19 protein-coding genes and 3 pseudogenes are annotated in these 20293 nt (G+C 64.4%); 6 read left to right on the forward strand and 16 right to left on the reverse strand.

Annotated elements, in window-relative coordinates; translation table 11 throughout:
• From IVB12_RS02620 to pdhA, 5 genes are all read right to left on the reverse strand, one after another.
• Nucleotides 1-1353, reverse strand: a complete 1353-nt coding sequence (locus IVB12_RS02620) for a pyruvate dehydrogenase complex dihydrolipoamide acetyltransferase (protein WP_247295344.1) — start codon at nucleotides 1351-1353, stop codon at nucleotides 1-3.
• 62 nt (nucleotides 1354-1415) lie between these two features.
• Nucleotides 1416-1868, reverse strand: coding sequence for a nucleoside deaminase (locus IVB12_RS02625; RefSeq protein ID WP_247295346.1), 453 nt, complete (start codon nucleotides 1866-1868; stop codon nucleotides 1416-1418).
• Between the two features lies 1 nt (nucleotide 1869).
• Complete coding sequence (locus IVB12_RS02630; RefSeq protein ID WP_247275986.1) at nucleotides 1870-2172, reverse strand: DUF5076 domain-containing protein; 303 nt, start codon at nucleotides 2170-2172, stop codon at nucleotides 1870-1872.
• A 3-nt stretch (nucleotides 2173-2175) separates the two neighbouring features.
• The gene (locus IVB12_RS02635) at nucleotides 2176-3567 is read right to left on the reverse strand and encodes a pyruvate dehydrogenase complex E1 component subunit beta (protein WP_247295348.1); all 1392 of its coding nucleotides are present in this window, start codon (nucleotides 3565-3567) and stop codon (nucleotides 2176-2178) included.
• Nucleotides 3568-3596: 29 nt separating this feature from the next.
• Entirely contained in the window at nucleotides 3597-4619 is a 1023-nt protein-coding gene (gene pdhA / locus IVB12_RS02640) for a pyruvate dehydrogenase (acetyl-transferring) E1 component subunit alpha (RefSeq protein WP_247295351.1), read from the reverse strand.
• Between the two features lie 54 nt (nucleotides 4620-4673).
• On the opposite strand from pdhA, the gene IVB12_RS02645 reads away from it, so the two are divergent.
• Nucleotides 4674-4844 carry a hypothetical protein gene (locus IVB12_RS02645; RefSeq protein WP_247295353.1) on the forward strand — a complete coding sequence of 57 codons (171 nt, stop codon included), beginning with the start codon at nucleotides 4674-4676 and terminating at the stop codon, nucleotides 4842-4844.
• 167 nt (nucleotides 4845-5011) lie between these two features.
• Here IVB12_RS02645 and IVB12_RS02650 read toward each other — a convergent pair whose 3' ends face one another.
• The 5 genes from IVB12_RS02650 to eno form a co-directional block, all read right to left on the reverse strand.
• On the reverse strand, nucleotides 5012-5329 hold the full coding sequence (locus IVB12_RS02650; protein ID WP_247295356.1) for a septum formation initiator family protein: 318 nt from the start codon (nucleotides 5327-5329) through the stop codon (nucleotides 5012-5014).
• A 199-nt stretch (nucleotides 5330-5528) separates the two neighbouring features.
• Nucleotides 5529-6080 carry an NAD(P)H-dependent oxidoreductase gene (locus IVB12_RS02655; RefSeq protein ID WP_247295358.1) on the reverse strand — a complete coding sequence of 184 codons (552 nt, stop codon included), beginning with the start codon at nucleotides 6078-6080 and terminating at the stop codon, nucleotides 5529-5531.
• 225 nt (nucleotides 6081-6305) lie between these two features.
• On the reverse strand, nucleotides 6306-7304 hold the full coding sequence (locus IVB12_RS02660; RefSeq protein WP_247295360.1) for an MBL fold metallo-hydrolase: 999 nt from the start codon (nucleotides 7302-7304) through the stop codon (nucleotides 6306-6308).
• Between the two features lie 117 nt (nucleotides 7305-7421).
• Entirely contained in the window at nucleotides 7422-8555 is a 1134-nt protein-coding gene (locus tag IVB12_RS02665; protein WP_247295362.1) for a zinc-binding dehydrogenase, read from the reverse strand.
• Between the two features lie 44 nt (nucleotides 8556-8599).
• Entirely contained in the window at nucleotides 8600-9883 is a 1284-nt protein-coding gene (eno, locus tag IVB12_RS02670; protein WP_247295364.1) for a phosphopyruvate hydratase, read from the reverse strand.
• Between the two features lie 174 nt (nucleotides 9884-10057).
• On the opposite strand from eno, the gene IVB12_RS02675 reads away from it, so the two are divergent.
• Together IVB12_RS02675 and queF are read left to right on the forward strand one after the other, a co-directional pair.
• A complete protein-coding gene (locus tag IVB12_RS02675) occupies nucleotides 10058-11035 on the forward strand; it encodes a lyase (protein ID WP_247295366.1) in 978 nt (325 codons plus the stop codon).
• Between the two features lie 51 nt (nucleotides 11036-11086).
• On the forward strand, nucleotides 11087-11539 hold the full coding sequence (gene queF / locus IVB12_RS02680; RefSeq protein WP_247295368.1) for a preQ(1) synthase: 453 nt from the start codon (nucleotides 11087-11089) through the stop codon (nucleotides 11537-11539).
• A gap of 39 nt (nucleotides 11540-11578) precedes the next feature.
• Here queF and IVB12_RS02685 read toward each other — a convergent pair whose 3' ends face one another.
• The 3 genes from IVB12_RS02685 to IVB12_RS02695 form a co-directional block, all read right to left on the reverse strand.
• Nucleotides 11579-12787, reverse strand: a complete 1209-nt coding sequence (locus tag IVB12_RS02685; RefSeq protein ID WP_247295370.1) for an MFS transporter — start codon at nucleotides 12785-12787, stop codon at nucleotides 11579-11581.
• Nucleotides 12787-13635: a 3-deoxy-8-phosphooctulonate synthase gene (gene kdsA / locus IVB12_RS02690; protein WP_247295372.1), complete on the reverse strand. Its 849-nt coding sequence runs from the start codon at nucleotides 13633-13635 to the stop codon at nucleotides 12787-12789. The genes IVB12_RS02685 and kdsA overlap by 1 nt, the downstream gene beginning before the upstream one ends.
• 116 nt (nucleotides 13636-13751) lie before the next feature.
• Nucleotides 13752-14078 (reverse strand): NIPSNAP family protein, encoded by a 327-nt coding sequence (locus IVB12_RS02695; protein WP_247295375.1) that lies wholly within the window; start codon nucleotides 14076-14078, stop codon nucleotides 13752-13754.
• A 197-nt stretch (nucleotides 14079-14275) separates the two neighbouring features.
• Between IVB12_RS02695 and IVB12_RS02700 the strand changes: the two are divergent.
• The 3 pseudogenes from IVB12_RS02700 to IVB12_RS02710 all read left to right on the forward strand — a co-directional run.
• Nucleotides 14276-14948, forward strand: a pseudogene (locus IVB12_RS02700) (response regulator transcription factor).
• A pseudogene (locus IVB12_RS02705) lies at nucleotides 14945-16317 on the forward strand (HAMP domain-containing sensor histidine kinase). Before IVB12_RS02700 ends, IVB12_RS02705 begins: the two co-directional pseudogenes overlap by 4 nt.
• Before the next feature lie 101 nt (nucleotides 16318-16418).
• Nucleotides 16419-17019 (forward strand): annotated as a pseudogene (locus IVB12_RS02710) (rRNA adenine N-6-methyltransferase family protein); the annotation flags it as partial.
• A gap of 97 nt (nucleotides 17020-17116) precedes the next feature.
• On the opposite strand, the gene IVB12_RS02715 reads toward IVB12_RS02710, so the two are convergent.
• The 3 genes from IVB12_RS02715 to tpiA form a co-directional block, all read right to left on the reverse strand.
• Nucleotides 17117-18748: a CTP synthase gene (locus tag IVB12_RS02715; protein ID WP_247295377.1), complete on the reverse strand. Its 1632-nt coding sequence runs from the start codon at nucleotides 18746-18748 to the stop codon at nucleotides 17117-17119.
• 172 nt (nucleotides 18749-18920) lie between these two features.
• Nucleotides 18921-19304, reverse strand: a complete 384-nt coding sequence (gene secG, locus IVB12_RS02720) for a preprotein translocase subunit SecG (protein ID WP_247295379.1) — start codon at nucleotides 19302-19304, stop codon at nucleotides 18921-18923.
• A gap of 139 nt (nucleotides 19305-19443) precedes the next feature.
• Entirely contained in the window at nucleotides 19444-20199 is a 756-nt protein-coding gene (gene tpiA, locus IVB12_RS02725) for a triose-phosphate isomerase (RefSeq protein WP_247295381.1), read from the reverse strand.
• Nucleotides 20200-20293: the final 94 nt, after the last annotated feature.

Genomic DNA, 20293 nt, shown 5'->3' on the forward strand with positions numbered 1-20293 from the left:
TCAGACCATCATCATGACGGGATTTTCGATCAGCTGCTTGAACGCGCCGATCAGCTCGGCGCCGAGCGCGCCGTCAATGGCGCGGTGATCGCAGGACAGGGTCACGCTCATCATGTTTGCGATCTCGATCTTGCCACCGCGCACGACGGGACGCTCTTCGCTGGTGCCGACCGCGAGGATGGTCGCGTGCGGCGGATTGATCACCGCGGTGAAGTGACTGATGCCGTACATGCCGAGGTTGGAGACGGCCGTGGTGCCGCCCTGGTATTCCTCGGGCTTCAGCTTGCGCGAGCGGGCGCGCGCGGCAAAGTCCTTCATCTCGTTGGAGATGGTCGAGAGCGTCTTGGCCTCGGCCTTGCGGATGATAGGCGTGATCAGGCCGCCTGGCATCGCGACGGCAACGCCGACGTCGGAATGGTGGTGCTTGACCATGCCGCTTTCGGTCCAGCTGACATTGCAGTTCGGGATCTTCTGGAGTGCGACCGCCATCGCCTTGATGACGAAGTCGTTGACCGAGATCTTGTAGAGCGGCTTCTTCTCCTTGTCCTTGGGAGCAGCCGCATTGATCTCCTCGCGCGCGGCCAGCAGCTTGCCGATGTCGCAATCGATGGTGAGATAGAAGTGCGGGACGTTCTGGATCGATGCGGTCAGGCGCTGCGCGATGGTGCGGCGCATGCCATCATGCGGGACGATGTCGTAGGAGCCCGGCTCGAACAGCGACAGGATCTGCTTGTCAGACATGGTCGGCGCGATCGAGGGCGCCCCAGACGGTGCTGCGGCGGGAGCCTTGAGGCCCTTGCCGGACTTGGCCTGCTCGACGTCACGCGCGACCACGCGGCCGTGCGGGCCAGTGCCCGTGACCATCGCCACATCGATGCCGGCTTCCTTCGCGATACGGCGCGCGAGCGGCGATGAGAACACGCGGCCGCCATGGCCGTTGCCCTGCGCGGCGGGAGCTGCAGCCGGCGGAGCCGGTGCGGCGGCAGCCGGCGCCGCCTTGGGTGCGGCCGGTGCAGGTGCCGGTGCCGGCGCGGCAGCAGGTGGCTCAGCGGTCTTGGGCGGTGCGGCCGAGGCGGTCGGCTTCGCGGCGCCCGCGGCTTTCACATCCTCACCCTCGCCGGCCAGCACCGCGATCACGTCGTTGACCGGAACGTCCTGCGTGCCCTCGGGCACCAGGATCTTGGCGATCGTGCCTTCGTCGATCGCCTCGACCTCCATGGTCGCCTTGTCGGTCTCGATCTCGGCGATGACGTCGCCGGATTTGACCCTGTCGCCTTCCTTCTTCAGCCACTTGGCGAGGTTGCCCTTCTCCATCGTCGGCGAAAGAGCGGGCATCAGGATGTTGATGGGCATGCTGACCTCACGAAGAGCTTCTCAAAACGTCGTCTCCGGAAGCGAAGACGAACAGACCAGGTTTAGTTGCCGATGTCGCCCTGCCACAGACGCTCATTGGCGGGATTGGAACGCCAATTCTTCATCATGGTGATGGAGCGGTCGTCGGCAAGGTCGATCCAGGGGATGCCGAACTTGTCGAGGATGTCCTTGGATCCCTCGAAGGTGACGGATTCCCCGATCACCACCAGCTTGACCTTGAACAGCGCCAGCGCGCCGGCGCACATCGAGCATGGCGACAGGGTGGTGTACATGACGGTGTCATGGAACGTGATCGCGCCGGCTTCGCGCAGGCAGCTCATCTCGCCGTGCAGGATCACGTTGTTCTCCTGCACGCGGTTGTTATGACCGCGGGCGATGATCTTGTTGTCGCGCGTCAGCACCGCGCCGATCGGCAGGCCGCCCTGTGCGATCGAGGTTTCCGCTTCGCGGATCGCCTCCAGCATGAAATCGTAGTGATAGGATTCGATCGCCACGTCAGTGCCCCTTGCCGCGTGGCGTCGTGCTGCCGGTGTCGGTCGGACGCTCGATCTCGGCCTGGAACATCTCCAGAATCCGGTTCAAGGCATCCTCCTCGGTGTATTCGCTCTCGCGCGCATAGGCGCGCGCGGCATGGCGCGCCAGATCGACGAGCAGCAGGCCCCACATGTCGGGCTCCTCGAAGGCGCGCTGGAACGCCATCGACAGCCCACCGTCCAGCACGAACACACGCAGGATTTCGACCGCGTCCTCGCGCGTCATGACATCGGGCGGCAGTGGCTGCTCCTTGGGGCCCGCCATGGTCTACCTGTAGCAGACGGCTTTGGCGGCCTCGACGACTTCCGCTGCCGAGGGCAGCGCGAGCTTCTCCAGGTTCGCGGCATAGGGCATCGGCACGTCCTTGCCGGAAACGCGCGTAACCGGCGCGTCCAGATAGTCGAAGGCGTTCTCCATGATGCGCGCGGCGATCTCGGCGCCGACCCCGCTCTGAGCCCAGCCCTCCTCCACCGTCACCGCACGACCGGTCTTCTTGACCGAGTTGATGATGGTCTCGGTGTCCATCGGGCGCAGCGTGCGTAGGTCGATCACCTCGGCCTCGATGCCATCCTTGGCGAGCTCGTCGGCGGCCTTGAGCGCATAGGTCATGCCGTTCGACCAGGAGATGATGGTGACGTGGCCGCCGGGGCGCACGATGCGCGCCTTGCCGATCGGAATCACGAAATCGTCGAGCTTGGGCACTTGGCCGGTGTGACCGTAGAGCACCTCGTTCTCGAGGAAGATCACCGGGTTGGGATCGCGGATCGCGGCCTTGAGCAGCCCCTTGGCATCGGCGGCCGAATACGGCGCGACCACCTTGAGGCCGGGAATGTGCGAATACCAGGCCGAGTAATCCTGGCTGTGCTGGGCGGCGACGCGCGCAGCGGCACCATTGGGCCCGCGGAATACGATCGAGCAGCCCATCTGGCCGCCGGACATGTACAGCGTCTTGGCCGCGGAGTTGATGATCTGATCGATCGCCTGCATGGCGAAGTTGAAGGTCATGAACTCGACGATCGGCTTGAGGCCCGTCATCGCGGCACCGACGCCGACACCGGCAAAGCCGTGCTCGGTGATCGGCGTGTCGATCACGCGCTTGGCGCCGAACTCCTGAAGCAATCCTTGCGTGACTTTGTAAGCACCCTGATATTCGGCCACCTCTTCGCCCATCACGAAGACATCGCCGTCGCGGCGCATCTCTTCGGCCATGGCATCGCGCAAGGCTTCGCGGATGGTCTGCGTCACCATCTCAGTGCCGGCGGGTACTTCCGGATCGGGCTCGGCCACGGGCTGCGGCGCGGACGGTGCCGCCTTGGGCTGGGGGGCCTCGGACTTGGCGGCGGCGGGCGGCGCGGACTCCGCAGCCTTCTCCTGCTTGGCCGGCGCTGGGGCCTTCGCGAGATCGGCGGCGCTCTCGCCATCGGCGAGGATGGTCGCGATCGGCGTATTGACGGCAACGTCGGCGGTGCCCTCGGGAATGAGGATCCTGCCGAGCGTGCCCTCATCGGTCGCCTCGACCTCCATCGTCGCTTTGTCGGTCTCGATCTCGGCGATGACGTCGCCGGACTTGATCGTCTCGCCCTCTTTCTTCAGCCATTTGGCGAGGTTGCCCTTCTCCATGGTGGGCGACAACGCGGGCATCAGCACTTGAATTGGCATATCGACTCCAAAAGAAAGCTTGCGCGCGTTCAGCGGTAAACGTCGGTCCAGAGCTCGGCGGCATCCGGCTCGGGATCATGTTGGGCGAAATCGGCGGACGCGTTGACGACGTCGCGCACCTCGGCGTCGATCGCCTTCAGATCCTGCTCGCTGACCTTGGCCGCCAGGAGGCGGTTACGTACCTGCTCGATCGGGTCCTGGTCGTGGCGGATCTTCTCGACCTCCTCGCGCGTGCGATATTTTGCAGGGTCGGACATCGAGTGGCCGCGATAGCGGTAGGTCTGCATCTCCAGGATGTAGGGGCCTTTGCCGGCACGGCACCAGGCCGCCGCCTCCTCGCCCGCAGCCTTCACGGCGCGGACGTCCATGCCGTCGACCTGCTTGCCGGGAATGTTGAAGGAGGCGCCGCGCTTGGAGAAGTCCTGCTGCGCCGAGGCGCGCGAGACCGAGGTGCCCATAGCGTAGCGGTTGTTCTCGATGACGTAGATCACCGGCAGCTTCCAGAGCTCCGCCATGTTGAAGCTCTCATAGACCTGACCCTGGTTGGCCGCGCCGTCACCGAAATAGGTGACGCTGACATTGTCATTGCCGCGATAGTGATTGGCGAAGGCGAGACCAGTGCCGAGCGAGACCTGCGCGCCGACGATGCCGTGGCCGCCGTAAAAGTGCTTCTCCTTGCTGAACATGTGCATGGAGCCGCCCTTGCCCTTGGAATAGCCGCCGCGGCGGCCCGTGAGCTCGGCCATCACGCCGTTGGCGTCCATGCCGGTGGCGAGCATGTGGCCGTGATCGCGATAGCCGGTGATAACCTGATCGCCCTCTTTCAGGGCCATCTGCATGCCGACCACCACGGCCTCCTGGCCGATATAGAGGTGGCAGAAGCCGCCGATCGCGCCCATGCCGTAGAGCTGGCCAGCTTTTTCCTCGAAGCGCCGGATCAGGAGCATGTCGCGGAGCGCCTTAAGCTCCTGCTCCCTGGTGAATTCCGGGGGCGAACCGCCGTCGGCCTTGTCCTGTGGAGTGCTTGCGGCGGCTTTCTTGGGTGCGGCCATGGGAATTCCGGGTCAGAGAAAACTTTCGCCCTCTCTAACCCAAGTCAAACACCATTGGAAAGCACCGCGGCGATATGGCACGACTTTCATTATGCCGCACTGCAACGTGATCGTAATATTGGAAAATCTTTGGCGCCGATCGGGCAACAAATCGATGCAAGGCTGCCGCACGCGCAGATTCGTGACCGCGTCAAGAAATGGGCAGAACGGGCGATGCCGAAATGACGCCGCCTCTCCGTTTGCCCAATCAGAAGAATCCGACCCTCTTCGGGAGCTTCTTGGTCTGCTGGTCGTGATCGAGCATCATCTTTTGGGACTCACGCCCGACGCCCGACCGTTTCGACCAAGACACAACGGCCGATCATGTCACGAGCCGCTCGGCAGCGAGAACGCTATCTCGCCGGGACCATCCGAACGAGATCATGCGGATTGACATAGTCGAGTTGGTAGCGCGCCCGCTCGTCCAGCATGTCAGGATCAATCCTCGACGTGCGCAGCAAAGAGACGCGCTGCTCGCTCCGGGCGCGCTCGCGCTTGAGCTGCGCCAGTTCGCTGGTCAGGGCGATGATCTCCTGATCGAGCTCCTGGCGGGCATTGAGGCCGTATTTGCCGGTGTAGGCGTTGACGCCGAAATAGCCGACGATGGCCGCCGCCATCGCATACAGGGCAAGGCCGGTCAGGATCGATTTCAGGCGCGCGCGGGAGACCATCTTGGGAAGATGGGACAGGTTGGTTAAGGGAGTGCTAATCGGCCCTAGCTGACGAGGATCTGACCTTCATGGTGAGGAGGCCGCATAGTGGCCGTCTCGAACCATGAAGGCCCCGCTGTCCCCGCGGCCATCCTTCGAGACGGCGCTGACGCGCCTCCTCAAGGATGAGGACCTGGCGTCTGGCCGCCAGCGATTTGGATTAGCCGTGATGCTTCGCCACGTGCGCCGCGAACGCGTCGAGATAGGCCTGGAGCACCGGCTTCAGCGACTCCTTTGTCAGATTGCCCTCGGCATCGAAGGCGTCGCCGACGGCGTTCAGATAGGCCTCCGGCTGCTGCATGATTGGGCCGCTGATACCAGGCAGGATGGTCTGCAAATGCTTGGCCGCGCTGACCCCGCCGAGCGGCCCCGGTGAATTCGAGATGATGCCGACCGGCTTGCCGTTGAACGAACTCTTGCCATAGGGCCGCGAGGCGACGTCGATGGCGTTCTTCAGCGCGCCGGGAATGGAGCGGTTGTATTCGGGCGTGACGAAGATGACGCCGTCGGATTTCTGAAGCTTCTCGCGGAAGGCCAGCCAGTCGGCGGGCGGCGCGCCCTCGAAGTCCTGGTTGAAGAAGGAAATGCCCGCCGGCGTGACGACCTCGAGCTTAAGCGAGCTAGGTGCGAGCTTGGCGAGGGCATTGGCGATCTTGAGCGAAAAGCTGTCCTTGCGCAGGCTGCCGGCGATCGTGACGATGTTGTAGGCCATGATGTGTCCTTGGGATTTTAAGCGAGAGTGCCGGGAAGGCACTTAAGCCATCCGGACCGATGGATGCAAGTGCATGAACTAGCTCGATTTGGAAACGCTGTGTTTCGTGAAATGCCCTCGGCTCTTCTGGGGAAATCGCGTCCTTTGACCTTTTGGCCAAAACAGTCAGGCCGCCAAGCCGCGGCCCGATCGTTCGCGCGAACGTCTGGACGAGACTAACCCAGATCAGATCGTTGGATTCCACGCCGATGGGACCAGGCGATATTTTGCGCCGTCCTTCTCGACATGGCCGATCGAGGGGAAGGAGAAGTGGAAGCCGACCACGCTCGCCTTCTCGGCCGCCGCCATGTCGTAGAATTTGTGGCGGGTCGCCTGCGCCAGCGCGGCATCGGTGTCGAACATCACGTGCCAGTCCGGATTGCGCAGGAAGAATTCCGGAATGTTGGTGACATCGGACTGGATCAGCACCTTCGCATCGCCCGATGCGACCGCGAACGAGGTGTGGCCGGGCGTGTGACCCGGCGTCGCAATGGAGGTGATGCCGGGTGCGACCTCCTTGCCCCACTCGTACTTGGTGACCTTGGACTCGAGGCCGGCAAAGGTCTTCTTCACGTTGGCGAAATAATTCTTCATCATCGCATTGGACTCGGCCTTTGCGGCGTTGTCCCCGCTGGTCCAGAACTCCCAGTCCTTACCCGGCACCATGATCTCCGCATTCGGGAAGGCGAGCGCGCCGTCGGCGAGGCGGATGCCGTTGGTGTGGTCGGGATGAAGATGCGAGAGCAGCACGACGTCGATGTTCTTGGGATCGACGCCAGCGGCCTGGAGATTTTGCAGCGTGCGACCGACGGCGCCCTTGCTCGGCTCGAAATTCGCGATGCCGTTGCCGGTATCGATCAGCACCAGCTTGGAGCCGGTATTGATGAGCTGCGGGTTGAAGGGCACCGTGACCATGCCCTTCGGCATGTAGGCCGCCTCGCCTGCGGCCAGCGCCTCGTCCTTCGGCACGTTGACGACGAACTTGTCCGGCATCGGGAAGGTGCGCGCACCGTCATTGATCGAGGTGCACTCGAAGCTGCCGACCTTGTAGCGATAGAAGCCCGGCGCCTGCGTCCCGGCCGGCGGCACTGAGGCATCGGCGGCGGTCGGTCCAAGCCCGGTAACGGCAGCCGCATTGAGGGCGGCGGCGCCTGCAAGCAGGTGACGGCGATTGAGGTCGGTCATGCAGATCCCCTTCTGAGCGCCTTGCGGTTTTTCCGCTTTCAACGGCGGCGGGAATAATCCCCCGGTTCGCTCAGAAGGCAAGTCCTTCTTTCGGTGATGTGCCGTCGTACATCACGATTATTTATTCGGGTTGATGAGGAATTTTTCGCCGGTGGCGCGTTTGGCGTACACGGCAATGTTGGCAGGATCGAGCGCCTCGGCAAGCGAGACCACCTTGGTGTAATGGCTGGCGAAGGTGGTCTTCAATTCGTCGAGGACGCGCTGGCGCAGCTTGGCGCCGTCCGCCTGCCCGATCTTCATCAGGAACGGAAACAGCAGCCAGCCGCCGACGCCCCAGGCCATGCCGAAGCCGCGCGGCAGCTCGATCGGCCGCGTGTCGAGCGCGCCATAGACGTACACCTGCTTGTGCACGTTGGAGCCGTAACGGCTGTACTCCTTCGCGGTCTTGTTGATTGCCGCTTCCATGCAGTTGAGGATGTCGCCGGCCAGCCTGCCCCCGCCGATGGCGTCGAAGGCGATGGTGGCGCCGGTCTCGACCAGCGCATTGGTGAGATCGCCGAGGAAGCTCGGCGCGGTGGAATCGACCACGTATTTGGCGCCGATCTTGTGCAGGATGTCGGCCTGCTCCTTGCTGCGCACGATGTTGACCAGCGGGATGCCGTCCTTGATGCAGATCTTGTTGAGCATCTGGCCGAGATTGGAGGCAGCCGCGGTGTGCACCAGCGCCTTGTGACCTTCGCGCCGCATCGTCTCGGTCATGCCGAGCGCGGTGAGCGGATTGACGAAGCAAGAGGCGCCTTCGGCCGGCGTCGTGCCCTCAGGCAGCGGCAGGCACTCCCTCACCTTCAGCGTTCGATATTGCGAATACATCGCACCGCCGATCATGGCGACAGTCTTGCCCATCAGCGCCTTGGCGGCATCCGACGAGCCGGTCCTGACGACGACGCCGGCGCCTTCGTTGCCGACCGGCATCGACTGGTCGAGCCGGCCCGCCATGGCTCCCATCGCGCCCTCCGGCACCTTCGCGGTAATGACGGGAGCGTCTTTGCTGCCCGAAGCTTTCGCCGTGCTCATGTCGGCCGCGCCGATCAGGAGCCCGAGGTCGGACGGATTGATCGGCGCCGCCTCCACGCGGACGACGACCTCGTCCGCGGCAGGCTCGGGGGTCGGCACCACGATCAGCGAGATTTCCAGCTCACCGCTCGCCTTGATCAGCGAACGCAATTGCAGTCCGGTGTTGCCGTCGCTCATGTCGATCCTCCCCTGTTCGTCGTTTCGCAGGTCGAAGCGCCGGCTTAAGCCAGCGCCTTCAGTGCCGCCCTGCCGCCGTAGAGCGCCTGCTTGCCGAGCTGCTGCTCGATGCGCAGCAGCTGGTTGTACTTGGCGGTGCGGTCGGACCGCGCAAGGGAGCCGGTCTTGATCTGACCGCAATTGGTGGCGACCGCGAGATCGGCGATGGTGGAATCCTCGGTCTCGCCCGAGCGGTGCGACATCACCGAGGTGTAGCCGGCCTTGTGCGCCATCTCGACCGCGGCGAGCGTCTCGGTCAGCGTGCCGATCTGGTTGACCTTGATCAGGATCGAATTGGCCCTGCCCGCCTTGATGCCTTCGGCGAGGCGCTTGACGTTGGTGACGAAGAGATCGTCGCCGACCAGCTGGCACTTCTTGCCGATGAGGTCGGTGAGCTCCTTCCAGCCGTCCATGTCGTCCTCCGACATGCCGTCCTCGATGGTCACGATCGGATAGCGCGAGACGAGGTCGGCAAGGTACTTCGCCTGCTCGGAGATCGAGCGGGTCTTGCCCTCGCCTTCATAGGCGTATTTGCCGTCCTTGAAGAACTCGGTCGAGGCGCAATCGAGGCCGAGCACGATGTCGGAGCCGGCCTTGAAGCCGGCCTTGCCGATCGCGTTCATGATGAAGTCGAGCGCGGCATCGGCCGACGGCAGGTTCGGCGCGAAGCCACCCTCGTCGCCGACATTGGTGTTGTGGCCGGCCTTCTTCAGCTCCGACTTCAGCGTATGGAAGACTTCGGCGCCGTAGCGCAGGCCCTCGGCAAAGCTCGATGCGCCGACCGGCAGGATCATGAATTCCTGGAAGTCGATCGGGTTGTCGGCGTGCACGCCACCATTGATGATGTTCATCATCGGCACCGGCAACAGGCGCGCCGAGGTGCCGCCGACATAACGATAGAGCGGCATGTCCAGCGAGTTCGCGGCCGCCTTGGCGCAGGCCAGCGACACCCCGAGAATGGCGTTTGCGCCGAGGCGACTCTTGTTCGGCGTGCCGTCGAGGTCGATCATGATCTGATCGATCTGGGCCTGCTGCTCGACATCGAGGCCGCTGAGGGCCTCGAAGATCTCGCCGTTGACGGCGCCGACCGCCTTGGAGACGCCCTTGCCAAGATAGCGGGCCTTGTCGCCGTCGCGCAGTTCCACCGCTTCATGGGCGCCGGTGGAAGCCCCCGACGGCACCGCGGCGCGGCCCAGTGCGCCGTCTTCGAGCACGACATCGACTTCGACAGTGGGATTGCCCCGGCTATCGAGAATTTCGCGGCCGATGATGTCGATGATGGCGGTCATGATGTGCACTTCCGTTCGTTAGGGCTGATCGGTGTCGCGGGTCTTACACGGAGCGCAAGCAAATGTGAACGCTTGGACAGCCGGCTTCGACTGACGCGTGAAGCCCCTCAGATTATGCTCCACGGCATCTGATCTGCGCGTCCAACCTCAACCTGAAACAGTCGGGGTAACGCCATGAATCGCCGCGAGTTTCTTGTCTCGAGCGCCGCCCTGCTTGCCATCCGCCCAGGTTTCGCGCAGGAAGGCCCGTTCCGGACAAAGTATTTCCCGATCAGTGCCGGCATCGGCCTGCATGATCTGACGCCCGCCCCTGACGGCACAGTGTGGTTCACCGCGCAGGGCAAGGGCATGCTCGGCAGGCTCGACCCCAAGGATGGCACCTTCAAGACGGTCAGCCTCGGCCAGGGTGCTGCCCCGCACGGGGTGACCATCGGTCCCGACGGCGCGCCATGGATCACTGAGGGCGGCCAGAACGCAATTGCGCGGGTCGACCCCGGCGATCTCAAGGTCACGCTGTTCCGCCTGCCCGAAAAGTTCGCCGCCGCCAATCTCAACACCGGCGTGTTCGACAAGGACGGCACGTACTGGTTCACCGGCCAGTCCGGCTATTACGGCCGGCTCGTGCCGAAGTCTGGCGAGATGAATGTGTTCAAGGCCCCCAAGGGCGTTGGCCCGTACGGCATCACGGTCACTCCCGACGGGGGCATCTGGTACGCCTCGCTCGCTGGGAGCTACATCGCGAAGATTGACCGCGCGAGCGGCAATGCGAGCGTGGTCGAGCCGCCGACGCCGAACCAAGGCTCGCGGCGGGTGTGGTCCGATTCGAACAGCCGGATCTGGGTCAGCGAGTGGAACAGCGGCCATGTCTCGGTGCACGATCCCGCGGACGGCTCTTGGAAGACCTGGAAGCTGCCGGGCGAGCGCCCCCGGCCCTACGCAGTCTATGTCGACGATAAGGACAAGGTCTGGCTGAGCGATTTCTCCGCCAACGCCATCGTCCGTTTCGATCCCACAACCGAGCGGTTCAACGTCTTCGCCAGCAATAAGGCCAATGCCAATGTGCGACAGCTCGACGGCAGGCCGGGCGAGCTGTGGGGTTGTGAGTCCGGCAACGACCGGATCGTCATGATCCACACCATCGCGGCCGGTTGACGACAGCGACATTTGCGTCCATCCCGGCATCCGAAACAGGATGTGACGACGATGGCGAACAAATCCCTGCAGCTTGGCCGCGCGGTCGAGTGGCCGCACACACCGGAAGAAGCCCAGCTCGATCGCGTGCCCAATCCGCAGAGCGGCACCGACTATCTGGTGCGCTTCACCGTGCCGGAATTCACCTCGCTGTGCCCGGTTACGGGCCAGCCGGATTTCGCGCATCTGATGATCGACTACGCGCCGGGCCCATGGCTGCTGGAGTCGAAGTCGCTCAAGCTCTACATTGCGAGCTTCCGCAATCACGGCGCTTTCCACGAGGACTGCACGGTGATGATCGGCAAGCGCATCGCGAGCGAGATCAAGCCGAAATGGCTGCGCATCGGCGGTTATTGGTATCCGCGCGGTGGCATCCCGATCGATGTTTTCTGGCAGACCGGCCGTGTGCCCAAGGGCCTGTGGGTGCCCGAGCAAGGCGTCGCGCCTTATCGCGGGCGGGGATAGCGTCCTGTTGTCCAGCTTGGCGCGGCCTGAACGTCTTGTTCAGGCCCGCGCATCCGCCGGTGCACGCGGCTTGAGCAGCCGGGCGCAGACGAAGCCCAGCACCACCATGATCCCGGCGCTCGCGACCAGCGTCGGCGTTTTGCCAGCATGCTGGAGCCCGAAGCCATAGGCGAGCGGCCCCACGGTCTGCCCCATGAAGAAAAAGAACGAATGCAGCGACAGTGCGGTGGCGCGCGCTTCGACCGAGAGCTCGCTGGCGAAGACCTGGAGACAACCATGGGCGATGTAGAAGCCCCACCCCATCACGACGAGATTGAGTGCCTGCACTTCCCAGCGTGGGCCGAATGCGACGGCCATGAGCTGTGAGGCAACCAGCGTCATGCCCGCGATCATCATGCCCTTCATCCCTAGCCGCGGCAGCAGGCGCGACACCGTCAGCGTGTAGAACAAGCCGCCGACCGCAAAGCCCGCGATGACGATGCCGGCGATCGAGAGCGAGGTCTGCCCGAGCTCGAACAGGAACGAGGCGATGTAGGGAAACAGGCCGAGCACGCAGCAGCCTTCGATGAACACGGCCGAGTAGCAGACATACGCGTTCGGATTGGTGAAAATGGTGCGATAGCCGGCCTTCAGTGCCGACAGGCTGGTCTTCGGCGGATGCTTGACCTTGGCGCCGTGAAAGCCGGCCCCGACCGCGATCGAGGCGGCGATCACCAGCACGCCGAGCACCGCCAGCACGCCGCGCCAACCGAGGAAATCGCCAATCAGCCCGGAGGCCGAGGCGCCAAGCAGATTGCCGGTCATCGCGCCTGCAAGCGTGCGGCTGATCGCGACTTGGCGTCTCTCCGGCCCAACGAGATCGCTGGTCAGGCTCAGCGCCACCGGAAACACGCCGCCCGAGCCGATACCGGCGAGGATGCGGGTCGCAAACAGAACCGAGAACGAGGTCGAGAGCGCGCCCAGGATGTTGGCAAGGCCGAGCAGCGCGAGGCAGCCGATCATCAGCCGCGTCTTGCCGAATAGATCGGCGGCGGCGCCGATGATGGGCTGGATGATCGAGAAGGTGAAGGCGAACACCGCGGCAAAGCCCGCGGCGGTCGCGATGCTGACGCCAAAATCTTCGGCGACGTGCGGCAGCACCGGATCGAGCGCGCGTGCCGACAGCGCTGCGGCGAAGCTTGCGCCCGATATGACGTAGAGTGCTGTTGGCAAGCCGTGATCCTGCGGCCGCGCCTCGCCTCGCTGCATTAGCCCGGGTTCTTTGCGAGTGCGTCGAACGCGATCAGCTTGGCAATCAGCCCTTCGAACTCGCGCAGCGGCACCATGTTGGGACCATCGGAGGGCGCGCTGTCGGGGTCGGGATGGGTTTCGATGAAGACGCCGGCAACGCCAACGGCAACAGCCGCACGTGCCAGCACCGGCACGAATTCGCGATCGCCGCCCGAGGAAGTCCCCTTCCCGCCCGGCTGCTGCACCGAATGGGTGGCGTCGAAGATCACAGGCGCGCCGGTTGTGCGCGCCAGGATCGGCAATGCGCGCATGTCGGAAACCAGCGTGTTGTAGCCGAACGAGGCGCCGCGTTCGGTAACGAGCACATTGGGATTGTTCGCACCCGTGATCTTGGTCACGACATTCGCCATGTCCCAAGGCGCCAGGAACTGGCCCTTCTTGACGTTCACGACCTTCCCGGTCGCGGCCGCTGCAAGAAGCAGGTCGGTCTGCCGGCACAGGAAGGCGGGTATCTGGAGGATGTCCACGGCCTCCGCCACCTCGGCGCATTGCGCGGCTTCGTGCACGTCGGTCAGCACCGGCAAGCCGAGCGAGGAGCGGATTTCCGCGAAGATCGGCAGCGATTGCGCGAGGCCCAGCCCGCGCGCAGCGGACGCGCTGGTGCGGTTGGCCTTGTCGAACGAGGTCTTGTAGACGAGGCCGATGTTCAGCCGCGCGGCGATCTCCTTCAGCGCGGAGGCGACCTCCAGCGCATGCTGGCGGCTCTCGAGCTGGCACGGCCCGGCAATAACCGAGATCGGCAGGTCATTGCCGAATTTGACCTTGCCAATGGTGACGGCGGGAGCCGCTGAATTCGAAGAGCTCAAGGCAAATCCCTCATTTCGGCGCGACCATAGCGGCGATGAGGGTCGGATCAACCCTCTTCGGCCGGGACCGTTCGAATATCAGGGTTGCACCAAGGTTCCCCGCTGCGCCAAGCTCGTTACTTCACCGCCGAGAAAGCGGTCGGCGTCAGTATCTGGCTGACGATGTTGGCGACGATCTGGCCGTCGGCTTCCGACTTGGCCCGCGCCTCGAGCCAATCCGGATCGGTCATGAACGCGCCCCACTTCTTCTCGCGCTCGGCGAGGGTCTCCCAGGCCAGAAAATAGGTCAGCTCCTGGTTGGACTCACCGATCAGCGTCGTGAAGAAGCCGGCCTGCTTGATGCCGTGCTTCTCCCAGAGCTTCAGCGTGACCGTCTCGAACCGCTTCAAGAGCGCCGGCAAACGGCCAGGCACGCAGCGATACTGGCGCATTTCGAAGATCATTCATGTTCCTCCCTGATCAAGCGCAGCGGTTATAGCGATTGGCCGTGGTGCTGTCTTGAACCTCACCCGACCGCCCCGGCGGCGTTCCGCGCATGGCTGGTGCTCCCTTCACTGTCACTGCGTCGCAGCCGGTTCCCGCAATGCTGCCGCAATGATACGGCGGCTAGAATGGCTTGTTGAGGCTCAGGTGCGAGATCATGCGAATTTTGCTCGTCGAGGATGAGGCGGAGATGGCGGGCGCGCTGGCATCGGCCTTGAAGCGCTACGACATGGTGGTGGACCACGTGCCGACGCTCTGCGAAGCGGAGGAAGCGCTTTCCGCCGAAGTCCACGCCGCAGTCCTGCTCGACCGCCAGCTACCGGACGGTGACGGCCTTGCCCTGATCCCTAAGCTAAGGGCGCGCGCCGACGGCGTGCCATCATCGTCCTGACGGCCCGCGGCGAGCTCGCCGACCGTGTCGCCGGGCTCGACAGCGGCGCGGACGACTATCTGGCAAAGCCTTTCGCGGTCGAGGAATTGCTCGCGCGTCTGCGCGCGGTGTTGCGGCGGCCCGCCGGCCTCACGCCGGATGTCATCCGCGCCGGCCGCCTCGCCTTCGATGTCGGCCATCGCGAGGCGAGCATCGACGGCCACACGTTCGAGCTGTCGCGCCGCGAGTTGCTGGTGCTCGAAGCGCTGATCCGCCGCATGGGCCGGACCGTCCGCGCTCGGCGCTGGAAGAGGCCGTCTACAATTTCGACGACGAAATCCAGTCGAACGCGCTGGATACCCACATATCGCGGCTGCGCCGCAAGCTTGCCGAGGCGGATGCGGGTGTCGACATCCACGGCATTCGCGGCGTCGGCTATCTCCTGAAGAAGCTGCCGTGAGCAGGCACGCCGATCCCTATTGCCTGCGCTCGCGGCTGAGCTGGCGCCTGCTGTCGCTCCACGCCGCGCTGCTCGTCGCGCTGGTGGCCGTCATCATCACGGCGCTATGCGCCTCCGGCTTCGTGCTCGCCGCGCGCGACGAGGACCGTGTCATCGACGCCGTGCAGCATGCGCTGACCCGCGACGCACAGGGCGGCCTGATGCTGCGCGCGACGCCGGAGCTGAAACAGCTGCGCGCGGAGACGCCCGACCTGTGTTCCTGGTCCGTGACAGAGAGGGCCATTCGCTCAGCGAAGGCGCCGTGCCGGCCGAATTCGCCACGATCGGCGGGGCGCTCGACCACATCAGCCAGGCGCGGCTCGGCTGGCAGCTTTTCGAGGACGATCCACGCAAAGCCCCGGCGCGGCTGAAGCGCGTCGATGCCGACGCCGGCAATGTGCAGGTCATTACGGCGACGCAGGGCACGCTAACCGGCGCCAAGGCGGTGCTCATGACCTCGCTGATGTTTCTCGGCATCGCCCTGCCCGGCCTGCTCCTGATGGGAACGGCGACGTTGATCGCTACTCCGATGATCGTGCGGCGCGCCTTCAGAGGGCTCGACACGACGGCCGATCAGGCGCGTCGCATCGACATTCATCAGCGCGGCGCGCGACTGTCGGTGGACCAGATTCCGCTCGAGGTCGTGCCGCTCGTGACCGCCGTTAATGACGCACTGGCGCGGCTCGACGAAGGCTATGCCCGGCACAAGCGCTTCGTCGCCGATGCCGCGCACGAGCTGCGCACGCCGATCGCGATCCTGAACACGCGCCTGGAGTCGCTTCCGCCGGGACCAGACAAGACCCGCCTGATCGAGGATGCCGCGCGGCTCGCCACGCTCGCCGAGCAATTGCTCGATATCCAGCGGCTCGACCGCTGCGGGCACCCTTTCGCACGGATCAACCTCGTCGCAATCGCCCAGGGCGTCGCCGCCGAGCTGGCCCCGCTTGCCATCGCCGCGGGCTATGAGCTGGCGCTCGACGCACCGGAAACACCGATCGAGACACTCGGCGACACGATCGCGCTCGAACGCGCCCTGACCAACCTGGTGCAGAATGCCATCCAGCACGGCCCGCGCCGCGGCACGATCGGCGTCCGCGTCAGCAAGCCCGCATGCATCGAAGTCAACGACGAGGGCGCGGGCATTCCGCCCGAGCAACGCGAGACGATCTTCGAGCCATTTTATCGGCTCACGCCGCTGGACCGCGGCGCCGGCCTCGGCCTCAACATGGTTCGCGAGATCGTGCTGCTGCATGGCGGCGACGTCTCGGTGCTGGACGGAGCGAACGGCGGCGCATGCTTCCGGATCACATTGCCGCCGATCCGCAAGTGATCTTGGTCCGCATCACCTACGCAATGCTGCCGCAATGCACTCCCCTGAGATTGTGAGCCGCCTCTGATTTGCGAGGCGCGAAGCAAAATGCCGGAGTGCGCATGCCCAACGATTTTCTCTCGTTCTTCCTCGCCTGGATGTCGGCACCGCGTCAGGTCGGTGCGATCGCGCCGTCGAGCGCGGCGCTGGCGGATCTCATCACGCGCGAGATCGACGCTTCGACCGGCCCCATCCTCGAGCTCGGTCCCGGTACCGGCGCGTTCACCTACAAGCTGTTGAAGCGCGGCGTGCGCCAGGAAGACCTCACGCTGGTCGAATACGGCTCCGATTTCATGAAGCTGCTGCAGGTGCGCTTTCCCGGGGGCGCGCATATTGTGGATCGATGCGGCGCGGCTCACCACGCATCGCCTTTATGAGGGCGCGCCGGTCGGCGCCGTGGTGAGCGGATTGCCGCTGCTCAACATGTCAATGCGCAAAGTCGTCTCGATTGTCAGCGGCGCATTCAGCTACATCCGCCCCGGCGGCGCCTTCTATCAGTTCACTTACGGCATGAGCTGCCTGGTGCCGCGCCCGGTGCTCGACCGGCTGGGCCTGCGCGCCAAGCTGGTGGATCGGGCGGTGCTGAACGTACCACCCGCGGCCGTCTACAGGCTGACGCGGCGGCCGCAGATGAAAGTTGTCACGGGATTGCTTTCGCCCGAGCTTGCGACGCCGATGTTGCCGGGACGGATTGATCTGGCTGGCAATCGAGGATCGATGCCGCTCTCCGTAAGATCGTCAAGAAAGCGAGCTGAGGGGTCTAGACCAGCCGCGATTGCACCATCGCCGCCTGAATGAACGAGGCGAACAGCGGGTGCGGCTCGAAGGGGCGCGACTTCAGCTCGGGGTGGAACTGGACGCCGATGAACCAGGGGTGATCCTCGTACTCGACGATCTCCGGCAGCACGCCGTCGGGCGACAGGCCGGAGAATTTTAGGCCATGCTGCTCGAGGCGGTCCTTGTAGGCGGTGTTCACCTCGTAGCGGTGGCGGTGACGCTCGGAGATTTCGGTGGCGCCGCCATAGACCTCTGAGACGCGGCTGCCGCGATTGAGCGTTGCCGGATAGGCCCCTAGCCGCATCGTGCCGCCGAGGTCGCCGGCCTGCGAGCGCTTCTCGAGCTCGTTGCCGCGCAGCCACTCCGTCATCAGGCCGACCAGCGGCTCCTTGGTCGGACCGAATTCGGTGGAGTTGGCATCCTCGATACCGACGAGATTTCGCGCGGCCTCGATCACCGCCATCTGCATGCCGAAGCAGATGCCGAAATACGGCACGTCGCGCTCGCGTGCGAATTGCGCCGCCTTGATCTTTCCTTCCGCGCCGCGCTGGCCGAAGCCGCCGGGCACCAAAATGCCGTTGACGTGCTCGAGAAACGGCGCGGGATCTTCCTTCTCGAAGATCTCACTCTCGATCCAGTCGAGATTGACCTTCACCTTGTTAGCGATGCCGCCATGCGACAGCGCCTCGATCAGCGACTTGTACGCATCCTTCATGCCGGTGTACTTGCCGACGATGGCGATGGTGACGTTGCCCTCGGGATTGCGCACGCGTTCGTTGATTTCTTGCCAGCTGCGCAGCTCGGGCGGAATCCGCGAGGCGATGCCAAAGGCGGCGAGCACTTCGTCATCGAGGCCCGCATTGTGATAGGCCTCGGGCACGGCGTAGATGTTATCGACATCGCGCGCCTCGATCACGGCGCTTTCGCGCACGTTGCAGAACAGTCCGAGCTTGCGCCGCTCCTCCTTCGGGATCTCGCGGTCGGTGCGGCAGAGCAGGATGTCCGGCTGGATGCCGATCGAGCGCAACTCCTTCACGGAGTGCTGCGTCGGCTTGGTCTTGAGCTCGCCGGCGCTTGGGATGTAGGGCAGCAACGTGAGATGGATGTAGACGGCATGATCGCGCGGCAGCTCGTTCTTGAGCTGGCGGATCGCCTCGAAGAACGGCAGGCCCTCGATGTCGCCGACAGTGCCACCGATCTCGACCAGCACGAAGTCGTAATCGTCGTTGCCGTCGAGGACGAATTCCTTGATGGCGTTGGTGACGTGCGGAACCACCTGGATGGTCGCGCCGAGATAATCGCCGCGGCGCTCCTTGGAAATGATGTCCTGGTAGATGCGCCCTGTGGTGATGTTGTCGGCCTTGGTCGCAGGCCTGCCGGTGAAGCGCTCATAATGACCGAGATCGAGATCGGTCTCTGCGCCGTCATCGGTGACGAACACTTCGCCGTGCTGATACGGCGACATCGTTCCGGGATCGAGGTTGAGATAGGGGTCGAGCTTGCGGAGGCGGACCTTGTAGCCCCGGGCCTGCAACAGCGCACCGAGTGCCGCTGAAGCCAGACCCTTGCCGAGCGAAGAAACCACGCCGCCGGTGATGAATATGTACCGCGCCATGGGACTTAACCTCTAATCCCCTAAATTCGATTCGCCAAAGCGATTCGCATTCCGCCCCAAAGATTCTGCGGGCCTGTGGGTGATCCAGAACTGAGAGTGGTGACAGTGCCTTGATGGGGATTTTTGATGCAGGACGGTAGCAGCCGCCCTGCATGGCCCCCCTGCTTTATTTTTATTGCGAGCGCGGCACCTGCGGGCCGGCAGGCGCCTGGTTCTGCTGCTGCTCGTCGGCCTTCTTCAGCGAATCCAGGATACCGCCCGAGGTCGGCGGCGCGATCGGGGATCCGCCGGCCGGCTGAGTCTGCCCAGGCTGGCCGATGATCGACGACGGCTTGCGGTCATAACCGGCGTACCAGGACAGGAACAGGCTGGTCAGGAAAAAGCCCGCAGCCAGGATCGCGGTCGTGCGCGACAAGAGGTTTGCGGTGCCGCGGCTCGACATGAAACCCGCGCCTCCGCCCATGCCGAGGCCGCCGCCTTCCGACTTCTGGAGCAGGACGGCGCCGATCATGACGGCGACGATCATGAGGTGGATGACGATGACAACGGTCTGCATAGTATCCTTCCGTCATAAGCGGGCGGCGCCTGACGGCGGCCGATCGCGCTTCGCGGGTTTTCCTGAAGTTGCGCGGTGTTACACGATCGGAGGGGGTATTGCCACCCCCGATCGGATCCGGACCCACGGTTTGGATGAGCTAGGGACAGCCCTTCGCGATCGCAAGGAAATCAGCTGCTTTCAGGCTGGCCCCGCCGACCAGCGCGCCGTTGACGTTCTTCACGGCCATCAGCTCGGCCGCGTTCGCGGGCTTGACCGAGCCGCCGTAAAGGATCCGCATCCTGGCACCATCGGCTTTGAACCGGGACGTCAGGAGTTCCCGGATAAAGCCATGAATCTGCTCGACATCCTGGGATGTGGGGGTGAGGCCGGTGCCGATCGCCCAGACCGGCTCATAGGCGACGATCAGATTGGCCGCGCTGGAGCCGTCCGGCAGCGAGCCGTCGAGCTGGCCGCGCAGGATGTCCAGGGTCTGGCCGGCATCACGCTGGCCCTGCGTCTCGCCGATGCAGACGATCGCGGTCGCCCCGGCGCGCCAGGCTGCCTCGGCCTTCTGCCGGACCAGGGCATCGCCCTCGCCGTGGTCGGCGCGGCGCTCGGAATGGCCTACGATGATGGCAGTAGCGCCCGCATCCACCAGCATTTCGGCGGCGACATCGCCGGTATGGGCCCCGGAGACCTTGGGATGGCAGTCCTGGGCTCCCACCGTCACTTTCTTGCCGCGCGCCCTGTCGGCGAAGGCCGCGATCAGGGTTGCCGGTGGGCAGACCAGCAGGTCGGCCCTTCCAGCCACGTCTGCCGCGCCGTTGAGCATGGCGTCGAATTCCGCAACCTGGGCCTTCAGGCCGTTCATCTTCCAGTTGCCGGCGATCAGCGGTCGGATGGCGTCGGTCATGTCAATGTCCAGCAAATGAGGTTTGTGGATGCGCTAGCAGAGCTGTCGCGCCAGTTCCAGACCTCGGGGCTTTTAACCGCAGCTTCGAGCAGCC

Source organism: Bradyrhizobium sp. 179, from assembly GCF_023073535.1.
Classification (GTDB): Bacteria; Pseudomonadota; Alphaproteobacteria; order Rhizobiales; family Xanthobacteraceae; genus Bradyrhizobium.